At 38.8% G+C, this 23,459-nt stretch carries 20 protein-coding genes, 1 other RNA gene and 1 pseudogene; 10 read left to right on the top strand and 12 right to left on the bottom strand.

The window, feature by feature from the left end; genetic code table 11:
- The 3 genes and pseudogenes from Q0M21_RS00490 to Q0M21_RS00480 form a co-directional block, all read left to right on the top strand.
- Positions 1–434, top strand: a pseudogene (locus tag Q0M21_RS00490) (arginine decarboxylase); the annotation flags it as partial.
- Between the two features lie 108 nt (positions 435–542).
- Positions 543–1,517 (top strand): deoxyhypusine synthase family protein, encoded by a 975-nt coding sequence (locus tag Q0M21_RS00485; protein WP_295333157.1) that lies wholly within the window; start codon positions 543–545, stop codon positions 1,515–1,517.
- A gap of 11 nt (positions 1,518–1,528) precedes the next feature.
- Positions 1,529–1,948 (top strand): DNA primase, encoded by a 420-nt coding sequence (locus Q0M21_RS00480; RefSeq protein WP_290874296.1) that lies wholly within the window; start codon positions 1,529–1,531, stop codon positions 1,946–1,948.
- 115 nt (positions 1,949–2,063) lie between these two features.
- Here Q0M21_RS00480 and Q0M21_RS00475 read toward each other — a convergent pair whose 3' ends face one another.
- The 6 genes from Q0M21_RS00475 to Q0M21_RS00450 form a co-directional block, all read right to left on the bottom strand.
- Positions 2,064–2,582: a DinB family protein gene (locus tag Q0M21_RS00475; RefSeq protein WP_295333154.1), complete on the bottom strand. Its 519-nt coding sequence runs from the start codon at positions 2,580–2,582 to the stop codon at positions 2,064–2,066.
- Positions 2,583–2,587: 5 nt separating this feature from the next.
- Positions 2,588–5,173, bottom strand: a complete 2,586-nt coding sequence (locus tag Q0M21_RS00470; RefSeq protein ID WP_295333152.1) for a phosphoenolpyruvate carboxylase — start codon at positions 5,171–5,173, stop codon at positions 2,588–2,590.
- 77 nt (positions 5,174–5,250) lie between these two features.
- Complete coding sequence (locus tag Q0M21_RS00465) at positions 5,251–5,733, bottom strand: winged helix-turn-helix transcriptional regulator (RefSeq protein WP_121313528.1); 483 nt, start codon at positions 5,731–5,733, stop codon at positions 5,251–5,253.
- Positions 5,734–5,806: 73 nt separating this feature from the next.
- A complete protein-coding gene (locus tag Q0M21_RS00460; protein WP_295333149.1) occupies positions 5,807–6,949 on the bottom strand; it encodes a M14 metallopeptidase family protein in 1,143 nt (380 codons plus the stop codon).
- 100 nt (positions 6,950–7,049) lie between these two features.
- Positions 7,050–8,045, bottom strand: coding sequence for a hypothetical protein (locus Q0M21_RS00455; RefSeq protein WP_295333147.1), 996 nt, complete (start codon positions 8,043–8,045; stop codon positions 7,050–7,052).
- Between the two features lie 54 nt (positions 8,046–8,099).
- Positions 8,100–8,651, bottom strand: a complete 552-nt coding sequence (locus Q0M21_RS00450) for a 1-acyl-sn-glycerol-3-phosphate acyltransferase (protein WP_295333144.1) — start codon at positions 8,649–8,651, stop codon at positions 8,100–8,102.
- Between the two features lie 59 nt (positions 8,652–8,710).
- On the opposite strand from Q0M21_RS00450, the gene Q0M21_RS00445 reads away from it, so the two are divergent.
- Positions 8,711–9,373, top strand: coding sequence for a spermidine synthase (locus Q0M21_RS00445; protein WP_295333142.1), 663 nt, complete (start codon positions 8,711–8,713; stop codon positions 9,371–9,373).
- Positions 9,373–10,083, top strand: coding sequence for a potassium channel family protein (locus Q0M21_RS00440; RefSeq protein ID WP_295333140.1), 711 nt, complete (start codon positions 9,373–9,375; stop codon positions 10,081–10,083). The genes Q0M21_RS00445 and Q0M21_RS00440 overlap by 1 nt, the downstream gene beginning before the upstream one ends.
- Here Q0M21_RS00440 and kdsB read toward each other — a convergent pair.
- Positions 10,080–10,805, bottom strand: coding sequence for a 3-deoxy-manno-octulosonate cytidylyltransferase (gene kdsB, locus Q0M21_RS00435; RefSeq protein WP_295333138.1), 726 nt, complete (start codon positions 10,803–10,805; stop codon positions 10,080–10,082). The two genes, Q0M21_RS00440 and kdsB, sit on opposite strands and share 4 nt — an antisense overlap.
- A gap of 148 nt (positions 10,806–10,953) precedes the next feature.
- Positions 10,954–12,372, bottom strand: coding sequence for an ATP-dependent RecD-like DNA helicase (locus Q0M21_RS00430; protein WP_295333160.1), 1,419 nt, complete (start codon positions 12,370–12,372; stop codon positions 10,954–10,956).
- Between the two features lie 189 nt (positions 12,373–12,561).
- Here Q0M21_RS00430 and Q0M21_RS00425 point away from each other — a divergent pair, with 189 nt between their 5' ends.
- Both Q0M21_RS00425 and rsmD read left to right on the top strand, forming a co-directional pair.
- A complete protein-coding gene (locus tag Q0M21_RS00425; protein ID WP_295333136.1) occupies positions 12,562–13,374 on the top strand; it encodes a DUF3822 family protein in 813 nt (270 codons plus the stop codon).
- Complete coding sequence (gene rsmD / locus Q0M21_RS00420; protein ID WP_295333134.1) at positions 13,371–13,940, top strand: 16S rRNA (guanine(966)-N(2))-methyltransferase RsmD; 570 nt, start codon at positions 13,371–13,373, stop codon at positions 13,938–13,940. The genes Q0M21_RS00425 and rsmD overlap by 4 nt, the downstream gene beginning before the upstream one ends.
- Before the next feature lie 219 nt (positions 13,941–14,159).
- Here the strand turns inward: rsmD and rnpB are convergent.
- Positions 14,160–14,468: RNase P RNA component class A (gene rnpB / locus Q0M21_RS00415), an RNA gene on the bottom strand.
- A 107-nt stretch (positions 14,469–14,575) separates the two neighbouring features.
- Here rnpB and dnaX point away from each other — a divergent pair.
- Positions 14,576–15,658 carry a DNA polymerase III subunit gamma/tau gene (dnaX, locus tag Q0M21_RS00410; RefSeq protein ID WP_295333132.1) on the top strand — a complete coding sequence of 361 codons (1,083 nt, stop codon included), beginning with the start codon at positions 14,576–14,578 and terminating at the stop codon, positions 15,656–15,658.
- Between the two features lie 59 nt (positions 15,659–15,717).
- The gene (locus tag Q0M21_RS00405) at positions 15,718–16,377 is read left to right on the top strand and encodes a DNA polymerase III subunit gamma/tau (protein WP_295333130.1); all 660 of its coding nucleotides are present in this window, start codon (positions 15,718–15,720) and stop codon (positions 16,375–16,377) included.
- Here the strand turns inward: Q0M21_RS00405 and Q0M21_RS00400 are convergent.
- Genes Q0M21_RS00400 through Q0M21_RS00390 form a run of 3 tightly spaced genes read right to left on the bottom strand, consistent with a single transcriptional unit; the run spans position 16,374 to position 19,897 of the window.
- Positions 16,374–17,264, bottom strand: coding sequence for an exopolyphosphatase (locus Q0M21_RS00400; RefSeq protein WP_295333127.1), 891 nt, complete (start codon positions 17,262–17,264; stop codon positions 16,374–16,376). The genes Q0M21_RS00405 and Q0M21_RS00400 overlap by 4 nt on opposite strands.
- An 8-nt stretch (positions 17,265–17,272) precedes the next feature.
- Positions 17,273–19,408, bottom strand: coding sequence for a polyphosphate kinase 1 (ppk1, locus tag Q0M21_RS00395; RefSeq protein ID WP_295333125.1), 2,136 nt, complete (start codon positions 19,406–19,408; stop codon positions 17,273–17,275).
- Positions 19,409–19,411: 3 nt separating this feature from the next.
- Positions 19,412–19,897, bottom strand: a complete 486-nt coding sequence (locus tag Q0M21_RS00390) for a histidine phosphatase family protein (protein WP_295333123.1) — start codon at positions 19,895–19,897, stop codon at positions 19,412–19,414.
- 626 nt (positions 19,898–20,523) lie between these two features.
- On the opposite strand from Q0M21_RS00390, the gene Q0M21_RS00385 reads away from it, so the two are divergent.
- The coding region (locus Q0M21_RS00385; RefSeq protein WP_295333121.1) for a VCBS domain-containing protein at positions 20,524–23,459 on the top strand (2,936 nt) is incomplete at its 3' end.

Raw genomic sequence — 23,459 nt, 5'->3', positions numbered from 1 at the left:
TGTACCAAAAGAAACAAAACGACCGTGAAAACTGGAACATGATTGATTCCTCTTTCATTACCACTTTGCCGGATACTTGGGCCATCAACAAACGATTTGTAATGCTGGCTGTAAACCGTTGGAACGACACTTACGAAAGGGTATTATTGGGCGGAATGACTTGCGACAGCGACGATTATTACAACTCCGAGCAACACATGAACGCCGTATACTTACCCAAATACAACAAGGAAAAACCGTTGTATATCGGTTTCTTCAATACCGGAGCGTATCAGGAAACCATCGGAGGATTTGGCGGATTGCACCACTGTTTGATTCCGCAACCCAAACACATCTTAATCGACAGAGATGAAAACGGTATCTTGGCCACCGAAGTATTTTCGGAACAACAAAGCTCGGAAGATGTCTTGAGAATCTTGGGTTACGACCAATAAACATTCAATAAAAAATCAGTTTTTATTTATAATAATTTTTTAAAAAGAGTTTGATGGTTTAAAAAAAAGAGTTTTCTTTGAACCATCAACTACAAACAACAAATCACCATGAGTAAAGGACCTATCAGTCAGTTCATAGAGAAAAACTACCTTCACTTCAATGCCGCAGCTTTAGTTGATGCTGCCAAAGGCTACGAAGAGCACCTACTGGAAAATGGAAAAATGATGATTACTTTAGCCGGCGCTATGAGTACAGCCGAGTTAGGAAAATCATTAGCAGAAATGATCCGTCAAGATAAAGTACATATCATTTCTTGTACCGGTGCCAACTTAGAAGAAGACATCATGAACTTGGTAGCGCACAATTCTTATAAAAGAGTGCCTAACTACCGTGACTTATCGCCACAAGAGGAATGGGATTTGTTGGAAAACCACTATAACCGTGTAACCGACACCTGTATTCCTGAAGAAGAAGCTTTCCGCAGATTGCAATCGCACTTATACGACATTTGGCACAATGCCGATTCTAAAGGCGAGCGTTATTTCCCGCACGAATTCATGTATCAAATGATCAATTCCGGTGTATTACAACAGTACTACGAAATTGACCCTAAAGATTCATGGATGGTAGCTGCTGCCGAGAAAAACCTACCGATTGTAGTTCCGGGTTGGGAAGACAGTACCATGGGGAACATTTTTGCTTCTTACTGTATTAAAGGCACTTTCAAACCAACCACAATGAAAAGCGGTATTGAATACATGATGTGGTTAGCCGATTGGTACACCAATAACAGTAGCGGAAAAGGCGTTGGATTCTTCCAAATTGGTGGTGGAATTGCGGGCGACTTCCCTATTTGTGTAGTACCGATGTTATACCAAGATATGGAAATGCACGACGTTCCGTTTTGGAGCTACTTCTGTCAAATTTCAGATTCAACTACAAGTTACGGTTCCTATTCGGGAGCTGTCCCTAATGAAAAAATCACTTGGGGCAAACTTGACATACATACCCCCAAATTTATTATCGAATCGGATGCCACTATTGTTGCACCATTAATTTTTGCTTACTTACTGGATTTATAAAAGATTTTTTTATGAGAAGAATTATTGTAGATTATGCTAAACTCACCGGAGACATTCTGAACCTATTGGTGGAAAAATTCCCTGAAGGCTATGACGACACCGATATCATTCGCTTTAGAAATGCCCAAAACGAATTGGTAGAAGCCGTTGAAGTTCGTACAGAAGACACCATTTACTTAGTGAAAGTGAGTACCAAATTAGCTAGTCGAATGGAGAAATTTGATGAAGAAGAAGACATCGATGCTGTAGTAGAACCTATCGAACCTATTAAAGGTTTGGATTTGGACGACGACGATTTGCCTTCGGATGATGACGATGTGGAGATTGATCCGTTAAAAGACAAAGGCGGTTCCGACGATGATGACGATGATGATGCTGACGAGGACGACTTTGCCGATTCAGATAACTTTGAAGACGACGACGAAGAATAAACAATAAGTACGTAATTTGATGTACGATATACAAAGTAAAACTCCCAATTTCTAATTGAAATCGGGAGTTTTTTTATAGCTACACATTTTTTGCTGAATAATTCGTAATTCGTAATTACAAATATCTTTCCTCAAACACGCGTTGATGGTGGTTTTGATGTCCAATGATGGTAAATCCTAAAGCACGCACCGACATTGGCTTGTTGGAGGCAATTCCTTTGCGCAACAATTCTTCCACATTGAATGTTTTGAACAAGGTTAATGTAGCTTGTCGAACCACTAACAATTCCGTCAATAAATCTTGAATACTGCGGCTGTTGGCTCTAGCTTCATCTACATAATCATTCTCCTCAAAACCCGGCAATTCGGTTTTATCGTTTCGGGCAAAACGCAAAGCACGGTAAGCAAAAATACGCTCGGCATCAATTAAGTGTTGCAAGATATCTTTAATCGTCCATTTGCCTTCAGCGTAGCGATAGTCAAATTTGTCCATCGGAATTTCGCGGACAAACTTCACCAAGCGATGGACAGAGATTTCCAATTCTTCGGTCAAAGTATATTCTTCGGTTACGGTGTTGATGTAAGTAGCGTAAAAGTCGGCATACTCATCGGCATTCAATTGTGTTTTTTTCATAGATTTTAAGCGGAATTACGACTCGCATTGGTATTGCCAAATAACGAGCGCGTTACTAATTTTTCATAAATACGGATTAACTGTTCGTCAACTTCCGGGTGGTTTTTCAACTGATGGATTTGTGTCGAAGCGTATTGTTGTATCGTCAACAACGGCAATACTATTTGCTCTCGCATCACGATGGAGGCTTTACCGTCGGGATAGTTTTGCATCAATTCGTTATGACCGGCAATTTTTAATAACAAGCGTTTGGTTTCCAAAAACTCATCGTATATAATCTGCCAAAAACCACCAAACTCAGCATCGTCTTTCATGTAAGCGGTTAGCGAAAAATTACTTTTGGCCAGCGACATCATACTGTTTTCTAACAAAGTCCTAAAGAAAAGCGAATTGTGATACAAGGCTTGCACTTCTTCCCAACGGTTAGCGGTTTCAAAATATTTTAAGGCCGTACCAACGCCAAAAAATCCGGGTACATTTTGCTTCAACTGACTCCAAGAACTCACAAAAGGGATGGCGCGTAAATCGGCAAAATCCAATTGCTCATCCGTATTGCGTTTGGACGGTCGGCTACCGATATTGGTTTTCGAATAATACTTTAGCGTACTCATTTGTTCGAGGTACGGGATAAACTTCGGATGGTTTTTAAAATCGACGTACTTGTCGTAGGCTATTTGCGACAAACTATCAATAATCGCTTTTTCGGCATCCGACAAATCGTTTTCGTTTTCGTTAAAAATCTGATTGGCGACGCCGGCACTCAACAAATTTTCCAAATTATAGCGACAAGAATCCAAAGTCCCGAAATTAGAACTGATGGTTTGCCCTTGCACTGTGAGTTGAATTTCTTGATTTTCAATAGTAGAACCCAACGAAGCATAAAACTTATGGGTTTTGCCGCCGCCACGAGCCGGTGGTCCGCCGCGGCCATCGAAGAAAATCACTTTGATGCCGTACTCACGAGACACTTGGGTAATCCTTTCTTTGGCTTTAAAAATACTCCAGTTGGCCATTAAATAACCGCCGTCTTTGGTACCGTCGGAAAAGCCGAGCATCACGATTTGTTTGCTTTTGCGTTCCTGCAAATGCTGGCGATACACGCTATTTCGATACAATTGTTCCATAATCGTATGCGCGTTTTGCAAATCATCAACCGATTCAAATAACGGCACTATATCAACCGCTGGATTTTCCCAATTCATTAAGCGAAACATGGCAAAGGTCTCGATAACGTTCAGCGCACTTTCATTGTTGCTGATGATGTATCGATTACAGCCTTTCTCACCGTTATCAGTTTGGATTTCCCGCATCAACTTGATGGTTTCTAAAGTAGTGCGCGTCATTTCGTTTTCGAAGAAATGCTGCGACAGGTCGAATTTCAAATGCGAAACCACTGCCATTTTTTCGACTTCGGTCATTTGGTCAAAATCTTCCGGAAAGCCAACCGATTTCTCTCTTTTTAATAAAGCGATAATATCAGTAAAAACCTTAGTGTGGACTTTACTGTTTTGTCGAATGTCCAAGGAAGCAAAATGGAAACCGAATTGGGTAATCTTTTGTAACAATAAATTGATGTCGTCCAAATACAATGATTGGTGTTTTTCGACCACAATATTCTTCACAATAGTGAGTTCGTTAATCAATTCTTCCAAACTGATAAAAATTTCCCCTTGAGAATAGAACACCGAACGATAAAGCTTGTATTCCAAATTGGCAATAATAGCATCGACTTCGTTAAAAGTGAGTTTGCGTTTTAAATTTCGGATGTCGAAATAATAGCATTTGAGTATGGAAGTGCGCAATCTTTTGGCGACTTTCTCGGTAATTTCAGGCGTAACAAACGGATTGCCGTCGCGGTCGCCACCGGGCCAAAAACCCAAATTCACTATAGGATTTTCAATCAAATTGCCTTCGAATAAATTTTTCTGAAGATATTGCATCATGTCGCCTATGGTTTGGTAAAACACATTTTCCAGGTACCAAAGTAAGCTTATCGCTTCGTCGAACGGCGTTGGCTTTTCTTTTTTGATAAAAGGCGTTTTACCCAATTGCGCCAATAATTGTTTGATTTTAATCAAATCGTTTACGCGAATGGCTTCTGTCAAATCGGTGATGATTCCGAGTACCGAACCCGGATAAAATTGAGTCGGATGTGCAGTTAAAACTGTTCGTACATTGAAGGTTTCCAGAAACGAAATCAGTTCTTTTCGTTTGTCTTTGGCTTCCGTTTTCTCTTTGATGTCGCGCAACGAACCACGTCCTTCCATATTATTCACTATCGGAAAAGCCGCGTCTTCAATGGCATCGAATAAAACCACTTGGCGTTCCACGTATTGGATGAACCGGAACATCAAATCGATTTTCTCCGATTCGGATGCTTTGTCTAAATATTTTTCAGCAAAGAAGTCTACAATTTGTTTGGGCGACCAGTGGTTTTTGAACCCGTTGTCGCAAACCTCGGAAAACAAAGGCAACAAAACCCCCGTATTGTCAATAGCGTCAAACGGCAAGGTGATAAACACACTGTTGTAAATATGGTATTTAGACAATACATTTTGGTTGAAACGTTCAATTTTCGGTAAAGTGTACATGGCCGGTAATTTTGGCTTAAATTAATAAAAAAACCTCAAGCTTTCACTTGAGGTTTTAAATATATTTTGAGATAAGACTAGTCTAACTCTTGAAAGATAGTGTGCATCAAACGTTTTTTATCGTTGATACTTTCCTCTAACGAAATCATGGTTTCAGTTCTGTAAACGCCTTCGATGTCGTCGATCATGAAGATTACATCTTTAGCGTGTTTGGTATCTTTCGCTCTAATTTTACAGAAGATATTAAATTTACCTGTAGTAACGTGAGCTACAGTCACATACGGAATTTCGTTGATTCTTTCTAAAACGAACTTGGTTTGTGAAGTATTGTTCAAAAATACTCCAACGTAAGCGATAAACGAATAACCTAATTTTTCATAGTCTAAAGACAATGACGAACCCATAATTATTCCGGAATCTTCCATTTTTTTCACTCTAACGTGAACAGTACCGGCAGAAATTAATAATTTCTTAGCGATATCAGTGAAAGGGATTCTGGTGTTGTCAATCAACATGTCCAAAATTTGGTGGTCTACTTCATCTAAACGAAACTTACTCATAAAACTTATCTATTGGTTTATTAAAATAACGGCACAAAAAAAATACATTTTTTCTAATAAAAAAAGTCAATTGCTAATTATTTATCAAACCATTAACAATTTTGATATTTTTTCCTAAAGAAAAATTCGCTTTTTGCTCAATATTCGGAAATCCATTTTCATCGTCTTGATATTGTTCACCGCAAGCGTCTAGCATAACATGACCAAAGTGATTTTCCAAATGGTCAATTTGAGCAATACGAGCTTCGAATTCGACTTTATTATCCTTCAGTACTTCCTTGTATTGTGCTGCAAAATTGATAATTTTTTCGTTACCATCATAATTTATCTTGACATTTTTATAAACAAAATCATAAAAAACCACTTTATTTTGCGGAATTTTTAAATAATCATCGATTTTATTGCCAACTACATCGTTTTCGTTCAAATAGTTAATTCCGGACAATAACGCTGTAAAAATAAATTTTCGGGTTTGCTCTCTTTCGTAATCGTTTTGAAAATGACCAGCTTCAAATAAAATAGTGGGCACATTCAGACTCTGAAAAGTATCGCCTATACAATTGAGATTAAAACCATCATCAAAACGACCAACCTGATTGGGAATCAGTTGTTGCAAACTAGTATTCATCGCTACAATGACATCTATGGCTTTGATTCGCGTTTCATTCATATCGCGATTGTCATTAAAAGCCGGTGCCAAAAAAGAAACTGTTGCCGGAAAACCGCTCTCACCTGCTCCAAAAATGGTTCGCTGATCATGTAAATTATAGGCATAATGCGGCTGAAAGGTTTCAAACACTTGGCGCAATACCACACTTTCCGGTTGGGTTAAATTTTGAGCATCTCGATTCAAATCGACACCATTCGCATTTTCCCGAGTATACGCTGCTGCACCATCGGGATTTACCATCGGCAACAAGCAAAAAGTAAAGGAATTCAACATAGCCTGACTTTCAGGTGTATCTGAGTGCAGAAAATGGATAAAATCAAATAACGCTTTGGTGGTAGTGCTCTCGTTGCCGTGCATTTGCGACCACATGAAGATTTTCGTTTTACCACTACCTAATAGAAGTTGGTAAATGGGTTTGCCCAACACAGACTGCCCTACTACAGCAGTTTGGTAACGACTTAAAAGCGGCTCGATATGATTGAGCGTCAAGTATCTTCCGCCTATACTGCGTTCTTGGTATTTTTGATGTAATGCTTCATAATCCATGACACAAATTTAACTAAAAAGCCTGCGCTTCGGCGAACCAAACAAAAAAACCTCCAACGCCAAAGCATCGGAGGTTTTAAAACCAAATTATATAAAAACATTATTCTCTTAACAAAAATACACTGCTTACACCGGCTTCATCACGGGAAGCAACCGGTGCTGCGTTTACATTAGCTGTCGGCAAATCGAAAGTCAATACTTTACCACCGCCAAACAAACGCTCGGCAACATAAATCTTCTTAGTCGAACTATCATAAGCCACATCCAACGGATTGCCTAACATAGTAGCAGATCCGTAGATACGAAGTTGGTTGGCTGTAGCAATAGTTCCCATATTAGCAGTATTGGCTAAAACTGTGGAGAAATTTTTAATTACAATTACTCCACCGTCGGAATCAGAAGATGCTAAACCAACATCGGTCAAAACCATAGTATCACCTCTTCGAGCATAAGTAATCCCGTGAGTTCTTACCAAGCCTTCAACAGCAACTCTTTTGCTTGGTGAAATGGCACCGTTGGCGTTTGCAAAAAAATCATTAAACACCACGACATCAGAAGTTAAATCTGCTACAGCATAAAGTGTAGTTCCCTCTAAATGGATTCCCCAAACTTTAAAATCCACAGTATAACTGTTTAACAATTGGAATCCGGTAGCAGTTTTTTGATACACCAATAATTTATTGGTATTGTTGTTTGCAGCATTCTGATCTTGAGTTACGACAACCTTGTCGCCCGAAACAGCAATTTCACGAGCATTATTAAAATCAGAAGTACTTGAAAACGTTAGTGGCAAAGTATTGGCATTATTCATGATTGTTGTTGCAATACCATCGTACAACTCTATTTTGTTGTTAGAACGTGATGCCAAGATAAATTCATCGCTGTCGCCGAAATAATAAGCACCATCAGCATCGGCAGATGCTACAGAGAAAGAATACGTCATAGGTGAAGCCAGAGACAAATCGGTGACCGAAACTTTTCCTGTGGTATTACTGGTGGTAAATAATTTAAGTTGTTTGTTCGAGGTATTGTCGTCGTTTGAGCATGAAAATAAAAAAACAGACAATAAGGACGCGGTTAGCAACGTTTTTCTCATTTTAAATAGATTTTTTGATTATGCTCTATTTACGAGAAAAGATTTCTGATGGTTTTAAAAATTAAATTGTTTTTCCGGAAATCGGCCTTGAACTCCTTTAAAATGGACTGAAATAATTTTCATGTCTGCCTCATAATTGCCGGTTGTGGTAAATGGCGCTCCGATTTTAACCTTCTTTTTTCCATAATCAAAGGCTACCGGAATAATTGGTACTCCTGCTTTGTGAGCGATAAAATAAAAACCGGTTCGAAGTTGGGTTACTTTTTTTCTAGTACCTTCGGGCGCGATGGCCATGCGGAACACTTCTCTGGAGTTAAAGACATCAACCGTAGCATCTACATTATTCTTGCCACCGCTGCGGTCTAAAGGCGCGCCACCGATACTTCTGAAATAATAGCCAAAAGGAAAAGTGAACAGTTCTTTTTTGCCCACGAAATTCATTTCCAAATTAATGATACCACGACAAAACAAACCGATAAAGAAATCGAAATTGCAGGTATGCGGCATGACCATCAATACACATTTTTTAACTTCAGGCGAAATGGTACCGATGAGTTTCCACCCCATGATTCTGAAAAAAATAAATTCGTAAAGCCTTTTTCTCATGTGGAATATTTTGCGTAAATTTAATGTTTATCTATTACTTTTGATCAAAATATTTTTGGATGTTACGCAAATTGTTCAGCTACTTTATTCCTATTATTATCCACAAGAAAAAATCTTCAATTAGCAATACGATTGAAGTCACCTGGAACAATGGTGAATTAGTAATCGACAGTAAAAACACCAATTACTCTTACGGCAGTTTACAACGCATTTTGCGCAAAGGACTAAAATACATTGGCTTTGAAAGAATCCGAAAGTTTAATAATGTACTCTTGCTGGGCGTGGCCGGCGGCAGTGTCATTAAAACGTTGGTAGAAGAAATTAAATTCAAAGGGAATATTACCGGTGTGGAAATTGATCCGGCGATGATTGAAGTAGCCAACACCTATTTCAAACTGAATGAAATTCCGAATTTAAATATTGTAATCGATGATGCTTTTGAGTTTGTACTGAAAACCAAAGAAACCTACGATTTAATTATTATTGATGTGTTTCAAGACACTACCATGCCGAACTTTTTATTTGAAGATTTCTTTATCAATCGCGTAAACTTTTTGTTGCGAAAAGACGGTTTTATTTTGTTCAATACGATGGTGATTAATGATGGTAATCGCGAACGCAATTTGAAGTATAAAAGCAAGTTTAACGGAAATTATTCATTGCGAATGTATCCTAAAGTTGAAACCCATAACGAATTATTCACCATAAAAAAATTACACTGATGGGCTTCCTGAAAAAACTGTTGATTGGGAAAGTTTCTCAAAACTTTAAACCCAAATACAACCCCATTCAACGTAGAATATTGAACATCAGAGCCATTTGGAACAACGACCATCAGGACGACAACGGTATTGAAAAAATTTTTCGTTTATTTCTCTCCATCTCACAATTGTTGTTTCCCGGAATTTATGTAAAAACCATTGCTTCCAAAATCGGATACGCCTATAAAGATTTGGCGATGGACATTTACATTTTGCTGAAAGTGGCTTTTCCTTTAGTTATTTTAATCAATGGTTGGTTGGACTATCCTATTTTGATTTGGCTATTGGTTTACCTGATTTTGGAGACTATCTTATACATTCCGACGCTGATTTTTGCTTCCGATTTATTTGCGCGTCCAAGGTCTTATAAACGCTCCATGCTGTTGTTGTTTTTCAATTATTTGGAGGTTATTGTCGCGTTCGGCGTGTTTTACAGTTTGGGTCAAAACACTAACGTTCCTTTCGCCCATTGGTCGGATGCTTTGTATTTTAGCTTGATGACTTCCAACACTATTGGGTATGGCGATTATTATCCGATAACCACTTTTGGTAAATTTTTGGCTTCAGTACAAGCCATGTTCTTTTTGTCGTTTGTGATTTTATTCCTGAATTTCTTTTCTACGAAAGTAAAATCCAAGGGCTATTTTGATATTGACAATGAAGACCATTAAAGCATTTTACGTGCTTTTTCCAAATCTTCCGGCGTATCAATACCGATGCCTACATGAGTTGTTTCGACCATTTTGATGCGTTTGCCGAATTCCAAATAACGCAATTGTTCCAGTTTTTCCGAAGCTTCTAAGGATTTCATTGGTAAATGGTAAAACGCCATCAAGGCTTCTTTGCGGAAAGCATATATCCCAACGTGTTTCATGTAACGAACACCCACATTGGTTTCTCTTGGATACGGAATCACCGAACGTGAAAAGTACAACGCAAAACCACTTTGGTCGGTCACTACTTTTACATTATTGGGATTGTTGATTTCTTCGGTATCCGTAATTTCAAACATCAGCGAAGCCAAGTCGATTTTCTTATCGAAATCGTTTCGGAACACTTCAATAACTTTGGCTAATGGTGCCGCGTTGATGAACGGTTCATCGCCTTGCACATTCACCACGATATCCACTTCTAAATTCTCCACTGCTTCAGCAATACGGTCGCTGCCACTTTCGTGTTCTTTGACGCTCATTATGGCTTTCCCGCCGTGGTTGAGGATTTCATCGTAAATTAAAATCGAATCGGTCACCACAAATACATCGTCGAACAAACCGGTATTAACGGCAGCTTCATAGGTACGAAGAATAACGGTTTTACCTCCTAAGTCCTGCATCAATTTGGCAGGAAAACGTGTGGAAGCATAACGGGCTGGAATAACGGCGATGGTTTTCATTTTGAGTTGCTGAGTTGCTGAGTGGCTAAGGTACTGAGTTTTTTTTATTTTGAGTAGCTGAGTGGCTGAGTATTTTAAAAGATTAATTACATAGCTTTTCCATAGAAACTGAGGAACTCAGCGACTTAGGAGCTCAGTCACTCAGCTACTATTCTTCAAAACTATCCTCTTTAAACCCAATCAAATACAACTTATCTTTGGCACGAGTAACTGCGGTGTACAACCATCGAATGTAATCTACATCTATGCCGTTGGGCAAATACGGTTGTTCAATAAAAACAGTATTCCATTGGCCGCCTTGCGATTTGTGGCAAGTGATGGCATAGGAAAACTTGACTTGAAGCGCGTTGAAATATTCGTTGTTTTTGACTTTCAAAAATTTGCGGTATTGCGGCTCGCCTTCGTAATCTTTCATCACTTCTTGGTAAAGTTTGTTGCTTTCTTCGTAAGTTAGCGACGGTGATTCGCTGGTAATGGTATCCAACAAAACGATGGTTTCAAATGGAATTTGATTCGGATAATCGACCATTCTGACCTTAACTTTGGCAAACTTGAAATCATACAATTCTTTGAAAGCGAAAATTTCAAGCACTTCCACAATGTCGCCATTGGCAATAAATCCGGCTTCATCGGTTTCTTTGAGCCAAAAATAATTGTTCTTCACCACCATCAAATAATCGCCTACCGACAGTTCGCTTTCCTTATCCAAAATGCGGGAACGAATTTGCTGGTTGTATTGGTTGGCTCTTTTGTTAGAACGCACTATAAAACAAGTGTCTTCTATACTGTAATTGCTGTAGGCCGAATGAATCGCGTCTTGTATGTCGTAGCCATCGGTGAGTCGAACTATGTCTTTAAACCCTTTGACTCGAAACTGAAACGCATCAAAAAAATCGCTTTTCAAAGTTTCGCGTAATTCAGTAGCGTTGTATAAGATACCCGATTTTTCCTCCTGGCGCATCACTTCATCCAATTCAATCGAAAACACTTCTTTGTGATAATGCATCGAGAGTAAATCGGTATCAAGTGCCGGACTAACATCCAATTGTACCGGAGGTAGCTGAGCGGTATCACCCAACAATATCATTTTGCAATTTTTACCATTGTACACATATGACATCAAATCGTCGAGCAACGAACCATTTTCATACAGTTTGGCTTCAGTGTTCACATCGGAGATCATAGACGATTCATCGACTATAAAAATGGTGTTGGTGTGCTTGTTGGTTTGCATGGTAAACGACAAACCGCCTTTGACTTTTTTAGGAAAATAAATCTTCTTGTGAATCGTGAATGCCGGCTTGTTCGAATAATTGGCAATGACTTTCGCAGCGCGACCGGTTGGCGCCAACAATACATATTTCTTATTGACTTCCAATAAGTTGTTGACCAAAGTAGAAATGACCGTGGTTTTTCCTGTTCCGGCGTAACCTTTCAGCACAAAAACCTGTTGCTCGTTTTTATTAGTGACAAAATCGGCGATTTGCTGTAAAAAAATATCCTGTTTTACAGTCGGCTGAAACGGAAAACGCTGGCGTAAAAGACTGTAAAATTGGCCGGTAGTCATTGGTGATAGAGAATCTGATTTGAGGCTCAAATATAACTTATTTTGATTGATGATTGTTGATTAACCAAGGAAGTTTACAGAATTTAAACGGAGGCGATTTATAATTTAAAAAGTAACAATCTTTTAATACTTTAATTTTTCAATCATTTAATTTTAGTAAGTTTGCCGAGTTCGTTTTAATCGAAAAAAATGTATCAAAACACCAGCATAACCGACAAAACTTACCGAAAGTTGGCCATTCAGGTTTCCCTGACGGGTTTGTCGTTTGCTGTTTTTGATACCATCCTCAACAAACCATTGGCTTTAAAAACCATTACTATGGGTAAAGTTAATGTGTTGTCGAAGATAGAAGATTTGTTTGCTGAGGCGTTTCAAAATCATGCCGAATTGAAAGCCGGTTACGACGAAATCCTCATCATACACAGTAATAATTTATCGACTTTTGTGCCAACGGCTTTATTTGACGAAGAATATTTGGGTAGTTATTTACAGTTCAACACCAAGGTTTTTGAAACTGATTTTTTCGCTTTCGACGAATTGCCGACTTATGAAATGAACAACGTTTACATTCCGTATGTGAATATGAACAACTACTTTATTGACCAATTTGGTACCTTCGATTACAAACACGCCCATACGATATTGGTTCAGCGAATTTTAGAATTATCGAAAAATAACGACGACCGAAAAATGTTTGTGCATGTGAGCGACAGTCATTTTGAAATTATAGTAGTGCAAAACCAGCAATTGTTGTTGTTCAATACCTTCGATTACAAAACGCCGGAAGACTTTATCTATTATATCCTATTTACTGCCGAACAACTGCAGTTGAACCCGGAACATTTTCCGTTGGAATTGCTTGGTAAAATAGCCGAAAACGATGCGCTTTACAACATCGCTTACCAATACATTCGCAACGTTTCTTTATTGGATGTCAGCAATGTGATTAACCCGTTTACCGAAGCTGAAAACCGAGAACACTTTATCTTATTACACGCATGAGAATCATCTCGGGCAAATACAAAGGCAGACGAATCATGCCTCCCAAAAACTTACCGGTTAGGCCAACTACCGATATGAGTAAAGAAGCCTTGTTTAATGTGCTGAACAACCATTTCAATTTTTCGGAATTGCAAATTCTGGAACTTTTTGCCGGAACGGGCAGCATCAGTTATGAATTCGCCTCTCGTGGCAGCGCGCCTATTTTGTGTATAGACGGCGATATGGGTTGTGTAAACTTCATCAAAAAAACAGCTAAAGAATTCGACTTCGATATTACGGCGATTAAAAGTGATGTGTTTAAGTTTTTAGAAAAACACCGCGGTACCTACGACCTTATTTTTGCCGATCCGCCTTACGGTATGTCTCAACAAGAATTTGAACAAATCATCAACTTGATTTTTGAAAACGAATTGTTAGCCGAAGAAGGCATGTTGGTAGTGGAACATTCGAAGTACACCAATTTAGAGCACACGCCGAATTATTCCTTCCAGAAAAACTATGGCGGTTCGGTGTTTAGTTTTTTTGAATTCGAGACAGAAGACGAAGACGACGAAGAAGAAGTCTAAAGTACTACAATAAGTGAACCTTAGCCCCGATAGGAATGGAAATCCTTTGGACTGAACTTATTTCAGGACAAAGATTGCAATGTATAGCGGGACAACTGGTGAAAGAAAACCTATTGGTGTGCTCGTGAAAACTCAGCTACTTTGCCTTTAATAACATCCCGATTGGCATCGGGATCAATTCAACACACCACTTTGATAAATCAAAGTTGGGTTTCATTGAAAAAAAGCAGACCTGTAAGCCGGATTCTGTCTCCACTGATGTGGTGGAGCCTTATCATTTATCTGGACTCGTTGTTGCCAACGCGTTCTAGCTTCCTACCCTTCGACAACGGACGAGTAGCCCTTAAATGCCGATATACTTGGAATTTCACCGCATAGAGTTTACCTGGTTTCACTACAGCCTTACCTGTACATACTTTCTGTTGCACTTGTCCTCATCTTTCGACGGACGGGCGTTACCCGCTATGCTACTCTGTGGTGTCCGGACTTTCCTCTCCAATTGCTTGGAGCGATAAGGCGGTCTGCGAGGCAAAGGTAGAATATTAGATATTAAATTTTAGATATTAGACATATTTAATATTTAAAATTTGATATTTGATATTTCAAAACCTATATTTGTAATCCGATTAAAATCTATGGAACAATTTGTAGTATCAGCCCGTAAGTACCGTCCGCAAACGTTTAAAGATGTTGTGGGTCAACAGGCTATTACCAATACGTTACTCAATGCCATAGAAAACAACCATTTGGCTTCTGCCCTATTATTTACCGGTCCGCGTGGTGTAGGTAAAACGACTTGTGCCCGTATCTTGGCCCGAAAAATTAACCAACCCGGTTACGATGACCCGAATGAGGATTTTGCCTTTAATGTATTTGAACTCGATGCGGCTTCCAACAACTCGGTTGACGATATTAGGAATTTGATTGACCAAGTTAGAATCCCGCCACAAACCGGACAATACAAAGTATATATCATCGACGAGGTGCACATGTTGTCGTCGGCTGCTTTCAATGCATTTTTGAAAACTTTGGAAGAACCTCCGAAACATGCCATATTCATCTTGGCTACGACAGAAAAACACAAAATCATTCCAACCATATTATCGCGTTGTCAGATTTTCGATTTCAAACGCATCACTGTTAAAGACGCTAAAGAACATTTGGCAGAAGTAGCAGCGAGTCAGGGCGTGCAATTTGAAGACGATGCCTTGCACATTATTGCGCAAAAAGCCGATGGTGCCATGCGTGATGCTTTGTCAATTTTCGACCGAGTAGTTTCGTTTTGCGGTACTAATTTAACGCGTCAAGCGGTAACGGAAAATTTGAATGTACTGGATTACGAGACGTACATTAATATGACCGATTTGTTATTGGAGAACAAAATTCCGGAAGTCTTGTTGGCTTACAACGATATTTTATCTAAAGGTTTTGACGGTCATCATTTTATTTCCGGACTGGCCTCTCATTTCAGAGATTTATTGGTGGCTAAAAACATCGCTACTCATTCGTTAATGGAAATGGGCGAAGCCGCTCAGGCGTTATACCAACAGCAATCGCAAAAAACCGATCAGGATTTTTTACTGAAAGGCATTGATTTGGCTAACGATTGTGATTTGAAATACAAAACTTCACAAAACCAACGCTTGTTGGTAGAACTTACCTTGATGCAAATTGCCTCTATCACTTTTGATGGAGAAAAAAAAAAGCTGATTTCATAATTCCGCCCACGTATTACCGCAACAATAGTTATTCCATTACAGAAGTACAAAGCACGAAGTTGGAAGTACGAAGTGAGGAAAACAAAGTTGTCTTACCGACAACCAACAACGTAGAAGTACAAAGTACAAAGTACGAAGTACAAAATGAAGAGCACAAAGTTGATGAAGTATCATTAAGTATCAACCAACAACCTACAACACACAACATACAACCGGCAACAGGACCTAAACCCGAAACCCGCAACCCGCAACCCGCAACTGTTAAAGTCTCCGCTCTTTCCCTAGCCAGTATTCGAGCCAAAAAAGAAATGGCAGAAGCGCAAAAATCGGTGGTAAAAGAAGTGCAACACTTACCTAACGAACCGTTTACCGAGACTGAAATGTTGGAGCAATGGTTGAAATATGCGCAAAGAATGGAAGACAAAGGCTACCGCATAGTTGCTTCTTTATTAACCATTAACGATCCGATTTTAGACGGTACAACTATCATTCACGAGTTGCCGAATGAGAGTTCGAAAATCGACTTTGAAAAAGAAAGACCGGAACTTTTGGGCTATTTGCGTGGTAAACTGCACAACCACGACATTCAGATTGTGGTTAAAGTAAATGAAACGTTAGTGGTCAAAAAAGCATTTACCAACCAAGACAAATACAATCGTTTGGCAGAAATCAACCCAAATTTAGAGGTGTTGAAAAAAATGTTCGACTTGGATGTTTAAATCGTACCCTGATACATCGCTTTAACAATACCATCGGCTAAACCAATCTTCGGCACATACAACTGCCGTGCACCACTCCATTTCATCGCATTTAAATACACTCGCGTCGCCGGTATGATTACGTCGGCACGGTCAGTGTTCAATGCCAATTCGGCAATTCTTTGTTCGTAGGTCAGTGAACTTAAGTATTGGTATTGTGCGTTTAGGTATAAATAGGACAAAGGTTTGTCTTGCATTTTTCCCGACATTTTGAATAGCTTATTGATGTTACCACCGGAACCGATTAGGATTACATTTTCATACGGTTCGGTTTGGGCTTTGATCCATTTTTCAATTTCTTCCCAAACAATATCGGTTACCATATTATTAAGCAAGCGGACAGTACCTATTTTAAACGATTTAGATGCTACCATTTTACCATCGGAAAACAGCGAAAACTCGGTACTTCCACCGCCAACATCTACATATAAATAGGTTTGTTCCGTTTTTAAGAACGAATGCAAGTCGGAACTCGCAATAATTGTCGCTTCTATTTTACCATCGATGATATCAATATCAATTTCACATTGGTCTTTGATAATTTCGGCAACTTCTTTACCGTTATAGGCTTCGCGCATGGCAGAAGTAGCACAGGCTTTATACTTTTCAACCTTGTACACTTTCATCAACAATTTGAATGCTTTCATGGCATCCACCATTCGTCCGATGTTTTCTTCGGAGATTTCGCCTACGGTAAAAGCATCTTGGCCTAAACGAATCGGCACTCGTATCAAAGCACTTTTATTGAATTGGGTTTCTTTGTCTTTCTGCTCTACTATGTTGGTAATGAGCAATCTCATGGCATTGGAACCAATGTCGATAGCAGCATATTTTTTTATGGATATCATGCGTATTTCTAACTTATTATTTTGTTTTTGGCGGGTATTTCACAAAAATCCAAACGATCTCTGTAATAATTATAGGTTTCAAATTGGGCTCGGAAAACAGGCTCGCCCTCTTTGCGAATTCGGTACTTGTTGTCAAATTTATCTGAATGGTAGCGGGCTTTCACGTTTCCTTTCCAGCCTACGTTGAAAGTATCAATAATTTGTTTTTTGATGTCGGCATCATAAATAGGACAGGTTACTTCTACCCGACCGTCTAAGTTTCTGGTCATAAAATCGGCCGAAGAAATAAACACTTCCGGTTCGTTGTTGTTGCAGAAAATATAACAACGGGTGTGTTCTAACAAATAATCTACTATACTAATAGCCTCGATATTTTCGCTCATCCCTTTCACACCCGGAATCAACGAACAAATGCCTCTGACTTGTAATTTAATCTTTACTCCGGCATTACTGGCTTCGTAAAGTTTGTCTATCATAGCCGTATCAGAAAGGCTGTTCATCTTTAAATTCATGTAAGCCGGACGACCTGCAATGGCGTTGTTTATTTCGCGATCAATGAGCTTGTAAAACTTAGAACGCGTATAATGAGGAGAAACAATCAAATGTTTGTAACGATGAATGCGATAATTAACATCGAAGAAATCGAAAATCTTAGATACGTCTTTTAAGATTTGCTGGTGACTGGTGAATAGCGTTAAATCGGTGTAAATCTTAGCCGTCGTTTCGTTAAAATTACCGGTAGAAATAAAGCCGTAACGCTTGATTTTTCCGTCTTCCATTCTGTCAATGACACATATTTTACTGTGCACTTTAAGACCTTTGATACCAAAAATCAACTCGATCCCTTCTTGTTGCATTTGTTCGGCATAAGAGATGTTACTCGCTTCGTCAAAACGAGCTTGTAATTCGATTTGAACTGTCACTTTCTTACCGTTTTTGGCGGCATTGATAAGAGAGCTTACAATTTGCGAATTCTTAGCTAAACGATATAATGTAATTTTGATAGCGGTTACCTTTGGATCTAAAGCGGCTTCACGCAAAAACTTAATTAAATAGGAAAAAGACTGAAATGGCGCGTTAATTAAGTAATCTTTCTGGGCAATTCGATTCAAAATACTACCGTCCAGTGACAAACCATCTACCGGAAGTGGTGTTTTAGGTTGATACAATAAATCGTATCGACCTAAATTGGGGAAGTTCATATAATCGCGGCGATTATGGTACCTTCCGCCCGGAATAATACCATCTGTGGCGTGAATTCCCATTTTATCTAAAAAGAATTTCAGAGTATCTTTTCCGATAGATTGATCGTACACAAAGCGCACCGGCTCACCTATTCTTCGGTCTTTAACCGAAGTGGCAATTTTTTCGAGCATACTCTTACTCATGTCACTGTCGATATCGAGTTGGGCATCTCGGGTAATTTTAATCATGTGTGCAGAAATACTTTCGTAGTCAAAAATATTGAAAATACTACTGAGGTTATAACGAATGACGTCGTCTAACAACATCAAGTATTGCTTACCGTCTTTAGAAGGCAGCTCAACAATACGGTTGGTGTTTTTCGGGATTTCGATTACGGCGTACCGAATTTCCGGTTTGGGCTTTACCAAGCCTAACATGGAAGTTTTTTGTTCCGTTTTCATTACCAATTTTACGGCTAAATAACCGGAAGTATCTTTTAAAAGAGGGAATTCGGCCAAATCATTCAAGATGATGGTCACCAACTCCGGGCTGATTTTTTGGATGAAAAAATCTTTGACAAAGTTTTCGTGCTCGCCTGTTACTTCCGTTTCATCGATGATGATAATGTTTTGTTTGACTAATTCTTCTTCTATGAGTCGCAATACGCGCAAACTTTCAGCCTGCTGTTTGATAACAATTTCGGTAATATCTTTCACCAGTTGCTGAGCGGAAATTCCGCCTAAAATCTTTTCACCGGAAACACCGGATAAGCTTAAACGACGTACGGCAGCGAAACGCACTCGGAAAAACTCATCTAAATTGTTTGAAAAAATACCGATAAACCTAAGGCGTTCCAACAATGGAACCGATTCATCCGCTGCTTCTTGTAATACTCTGGCATTAAAAGCCAACCAACTCTTTTCTCTATCTATGTAGCGATAACCATTATCTGTACTCATATCTTATTTTAAATCTCTGGGGAAGACTGTTTTTTGGGTTTGCCCTTTTACAATGTTATTCCAACTTGTTACTTCAAAAGTTAGTTTAACGAAACCTGACGTTGGTACATTGTCAATAAAGGTGTTGCCAAATTTATTGACAAAATTTGTAATGGCCTCATTGTGCCCAAAAACCATTAAATTATTGAAATTGTCCGGACAAGACTTAACAATTTGTTCCAATTTTCTGTCATCGAAAGTATACAATTCTTTTTTGAATTCAATATTATCAATAGGAAAGGAAAGGTTTTGTGCAAAAATTGTTGCCGTTTCAGAAGCCCGCTTAGCAGCACTACTCCAAACCAAATAAGAGTTTGGTGTCTCATTTTTAATACTTGATGAAACCAAATGTGCATCGTGAATACCTCTGTTGCTCAACGGTCGGTCAAAATCATTCAAAGGAGTAGTCCAACTTGACTTAGCATGTCTTATTACGAATAACTGTTTCATAGGCAACAAAAATCTAACATTTATAAAGGTTAAATTTAAGGTATTTAAATTTTAAAAAGAATTATTATAAGACAGATTTAAGATTTGTAATAAAACAATGTATTTTAAACCGTCTTTTTGGCCAATGACCGATAATTACACATTTATAATTAAAAATGATATTTCAGAATTAAATGTTAAAAATCAACTTTAGTTATAAACAATATTGTGTTAATATATTTTTGTAATATTTAACTTAACAAAATACATCTTAAATGCATTTTATCCGTAAAAATATGCATTTTATCGATGTTTTTTTTGGTCGGTAAAAAAAAAGAAACTACTTTCGAACTGTTAAAATATAATTAAACTGAAAAATTAACCAATAAAAACCTTAAATCTTATGTCAAAATTTAATAAAAAAACACCCCAAAAGACTAGACAAAAACTAAAAAAATGAAAGAAAAGTGACATTTAATCGAGTTTTCAAGTTGTTTGTAGACAAAATTAAGTTGTAAAGTGGCAAACTATCTAATTTAGCCCATGATAGTATAACCCAGAATATTATATACCTCAATATGCCTACACACTTACTTCAAGCCCGAAATGCGAATTTTTCACAAATTTATTCTACTAAATTTAATTGTATGAAATCAAAAATTACATTTTTATTACTGACGCTTTTCATGACCGTTGGTAATGTGTATTCACAATTCACATCAAATTTCCCCGATTTGAGATTGTGTGGTAATTCACCCAATTACTACCTTGATGTGTTCAATTGTGATTCCAACAATTTTGAGTTAACTGATGTTTTCCTCAGTTTAACCAATGTCAATGGACAACCGTTGAGTAATACTACATGTACTATTGGTAATTCCCAACAGGTATATGTGATGCTCAACTACACGTCGAATGCTAACAATACGCCTAACAACTGTAGGCTATTTGCCGATTTGTCGATTGATGGAAACGTAACCGGTATCAATGCTTACTTAGGAAGTATTGCTCCCGGGGTTGGACAAAGACAAATTTTCGGGCCATTTACATGGACTTGTGGACAAGAATTAATTCTTGAAAGAATTTTAATTGTTTGGAGAACCGGAGGAAGCGCAACTCAGTTGCCATCTTATAATTGTAGCACCTACAATTCTGCACAATGTGAAATGCCGGGTATGACAGTTATCTCTAAACCATTAGCGGTTCAATTTACTTACAAAGCTTGTCGTGTTGGAAACAACACAACCGTTTATTTTGATTCTACCACAAATGGAGGTATTGCACCTTACACATTTGCTTGGGACTTTGACAATAACGGAACAACCGATTCCACTTTGGAGAATCCAATTCACGTTTACACTACAACCAATAATACTGCTAAATTGAGAGTCACAGATTCTCAAGGATTAACCAATACTTACACATTAAACATTGTCAGCCCTTCTGAATTAATGTTGAGTGAAACCCATGTTAATGTTAGTTGCGGTGGCGGTGGAACAGGTTCAATTGACTTAAGTGTTTCCGGTGGTACACCGGGATATACCTATTCTTGGTCGAATGGTGCCTCCACACAAGATTTAACAGGTTTGACTGCCGGCACTTACACGGTTACTGTTACCGATGCTAATGGTTGTCAAAAAACACTACCGGTTACCATCAGTGGCGGTGATGCCACAAACCCTGTAGTAACTGCTCCGGCTAATGCTTCTATTGAAGGTTGTAACACGAATAGCATTGCCTCTTCAGGTATGTTTGCTTTTTCGACTACTCCAACATCAATCAGTATTTCGGCCTTCAATACTGCCGGTGGAAGCTTCGTTGATGCTTCTGCTATTTCCGGTATTACTTATCAAGATACACAAAGTGGCTCATGCCCAATAGTAGTTACCCGAACTTTCAGAGTAACTGACGCCTGTAACAATGTTGGAACTGCGGTTCAAACAATTACAATTAGAGACACTGCTGCTCCGGTTTTTGAAGCCTTGCCTTCGACTTCTACTATCAGTTGTCCTGCCACTCCGGTTTTTGCAGCTACCGACGCCAAAGACGCTTGTGATCCTAATGTCACTTTAACTTATAACGATGTAACTACTCCGGGCAACTGTGCCGGTTCTTACTCCGTAACCAGAACTTGGACTGCTACTGACGCTTGTGGAAATGCTTCTACGGCTTCTCAGACTATCAATGTTCAAGATGTTAATGCTCCGGTATTTGCAGCGCTTCCTGCGCCTTCAACCATCAACTGTCCGGCTACCCCTGAGTTCGCTCAAGCTTCAGCTACTGACGAGTGTGGTTCAGGTGCTACTTTAACTTTTAACGATGTAACTACTCCGGGCAACTGTGCCGGTTCTTACTCGGTAACCAGAACTTGGACTGCTATTGACGCTTGTGGAAATACTTCTACGGCTTCTCAGACTATCAATGTTCAAGATATTAATGCTCCAACCTTCACTGCTCCTGCTAACTTAACCATAAATGCAGGGGCCAATTGTAGTGTTGATCTAGATCCAGCAGCTGTTGGAACTGTAACTAATATTTTTGATGCTTGTGATCCTAATCCTGTTGTTACTTACACAGATAAAGATTGTTTTGGCAATGACAATGAAGGTTCAATCAATGCAGGAAATGGAAACTTTTTCTACTTTAACGTAAGCGGATTTGATAACTTAACGGCTAAAGATATTCAAAAAGTAGCCTTAGCTTTTGAAACGAATCAAGGAAAAGGAAGAGCTGAGTTCACATTAGTATCCCCTAGCGGACAAGCTGTTATTCTTGTTGGACCTTATTGTTCAGGTGGTGCTTGTGATGATCCAACACCAAATGATAAAGAATTGTATTTACCGGTTTTCTATCCAAACAGTTCAGGACATACACAGTGGAATAACAATAATGCTGTAATTCAAGACATTCCACAAAACTTTACTCCTTTTGGAGGATTGACTTCAACAAACACAATTCCGGGAGTTAACGGCTATGTTTCAAGTTTTGAAAACTTAACCGGTCCAATGAATGGAACTTGGTTTATTTACTCAAGAAAGCAAGACAATGTTAATGGTAGTATAGACTTCAAGAGTGTTTGTTTGACTCCGTTGAATATTTGTACAAGTAACAAAACCATAGTTAGAACTTGGACAGTAACAGACGAATGTGGAAATGCTGCATCTGCCACACAAACCATCAACATTCAAGATGTAACAGCTCCTGTTATTGCTCAGTTACCTGCACCTTCAACTATCAACTGTCCGGCTACTCCTGAGTTCGCTCAAGCTACGGCTACTGACAATTGTGATTCAAATGTTACTTTAACTTTTAACGATGTAACTACTCCAGGCAACTGTGCCGGTTCTTACTCGGTAACCAGAACTTGGACTGCCACTGACGCTTGTGGAAATGCTTCTACGGCTTCTCAAACTATTAATGTACAAGATGTAACCGCTCCGGTTATCGCTGAATTACCTGCTGCTTCAACCATCTCTTGTCCGGCTACCCCTGAGTTCGCTCAAGCTACGGCTACTGACGAGTGTGGTTCTTCTTTTGAATTGACTTTCGCTGATGTAACTACACCTGGCAATTGTGCCGGTTC

Source organism: Flavobacterium sp. (genome assembly GCF_024710485.1).
Taxonomy (GTDB): Bacteria; Bacteroidota; Bacteroidia; order Flavobacteriales; family Flavobacteriaceae; genus Flavobacterium.
The sequence above is the reverse complement of the archived record's forward strand: the minus strand, read 5'-3'. Positions and strand labels throughout refer to the sequence as shown.

What these genes read in the sequence shown, in the direction of transcription:
- dnaX (WP_295333132.1), top strand. Translation starts at nt 14,576, where the DNA reads ATGGAACAATTTGTAGTATCAGCCCGTAAGTACCGTCCGCAAACGTTT.
- Q0M21_RS00430 (WP_295333160.1), bottom strand. Translation starts at nt 12,372, where the DNA reads ATGACTACCGGCCAATTTTACAGTCTTTTACGCCAGCGTTTTCCGTTT.
- Q0M21_RS00485 (WP_295333157.1), top strand. Translation starts at nt 543, where the DNA reads ATGAGTAAAGGACCTATCAGTCAGTTCATAGAGAAAAACTACCTTCAC.
- Q0M21_RS00400 (WP_295333127.1), bottom strand. Translation starts at nt 17,264, where the DNA reads ATGATATCCATAAAAAAATATGCTGCTATCGACATTGGTTCCAATGCC.
- Q0M21_RS00455 (WP_295333147.1), bottom strand. Translation starts at nt 8,045, where the DNA reads ATGAGAAAAACGTTGCTAACCGCGTCCTTATTGTCTGTTTTTTTATTT.
- Q0M21_RS00480 (WP_290874296.1), top strand. Translation starts at nt 1,529, where the DNA reads ATGAGAAGAATTATTGTAGATTATGCTAAACTCACCGGAGACATTCTG.
- ppk1 (WP_295333125.1), bottom strand. Translation starts at nt 19,408, where the DNA reads ATGAGTACAGATAATGGTTATCGCTACATAGATAGAGAAAAGAGTTGG.
- kdsB (WP_295333138.1), bottom strand. Translation starts at nt 10,805, where the DNA reads ATGAAAACCATCGCCGTTATTCCAGCCCGTTATGCTTCCACACGTTTT.
- Q0M21_RS00475 (WP_295333154.1), bottom strand. Translation starts at nt 2,582, where the DNA reads ATGAAAAAAACACAATTGAATGCCGATGAGTATGCCGACTTTTACGCT.
- Q0M21_RS00440 (WP_295333140.1), top strand. Translation starts at nt 9,373, where the DNA reads ATGGGCTTCCTGAAAAAACTGTTGATTGGGAAAGTTTCTCAAAACTTT.
- Q0M21_RS00425 (WP_295333136.1), top strand. Translation starts at nt 12,562, where the DNA reads ATGTATCAAAACACCAGCATAACCGACAAAACTTACCGAAAGTTGGCC.
- Q0M21_RS00390 (WP_295333123.1), bottom strand. Translation starts at nt 19,897, where the DNA reads ATGAAACAGTTATTCGTAATAAGACATGCTAAGTCAAGTTGGACTACT.
- rsmD (WP_295333134.1), top strand. Translation starts at nt 13,371, where the DNA reads ATGAGAATCATCTCGGGCAAATACAAAGGCAGACGAATCATGCCTCCC.
- Q0M21_RS00465 (WP_121313528.1), bottom strand. Translation starts at nt 5,733, where the DNA reads ATGAGTAAGTTTCGTTTAGATGAAGTAGACCACCAAATTTTGGACATG.
- Q0M21_RS00470 (WP_295333152.1), bottom strand. Translation starts at nt 5,173, where the DNA reads ATGTACACTTTACCGAAAATTGAACGTTTCAACCAAAATGTATTGTCT.
- Q0M21_RS00450 (WP_295333144.1), bottom strand. Translation starts at nt 8,651, where the DNA reads ATGAGAAAAAGGCTTTACGAATTTATTTTTTTCAGAATCATGGGGTGG.
- Q0M21_RS00460 (WP_295333149.1), bottom strand. Translation starts at nt 6,949, where the DNA reads ATGGATTATGAAGCATTACATCAAAAATACCAAGAACGCAGTATAGGC.
- Q0M21_RS00445 (WP_295333142.1), top strand. Translation starts at nt 8,711, where the DNA reads ATGTTACGCAAATTGTTCAGCTACTTTATTCCTATTATTATCCACAAG.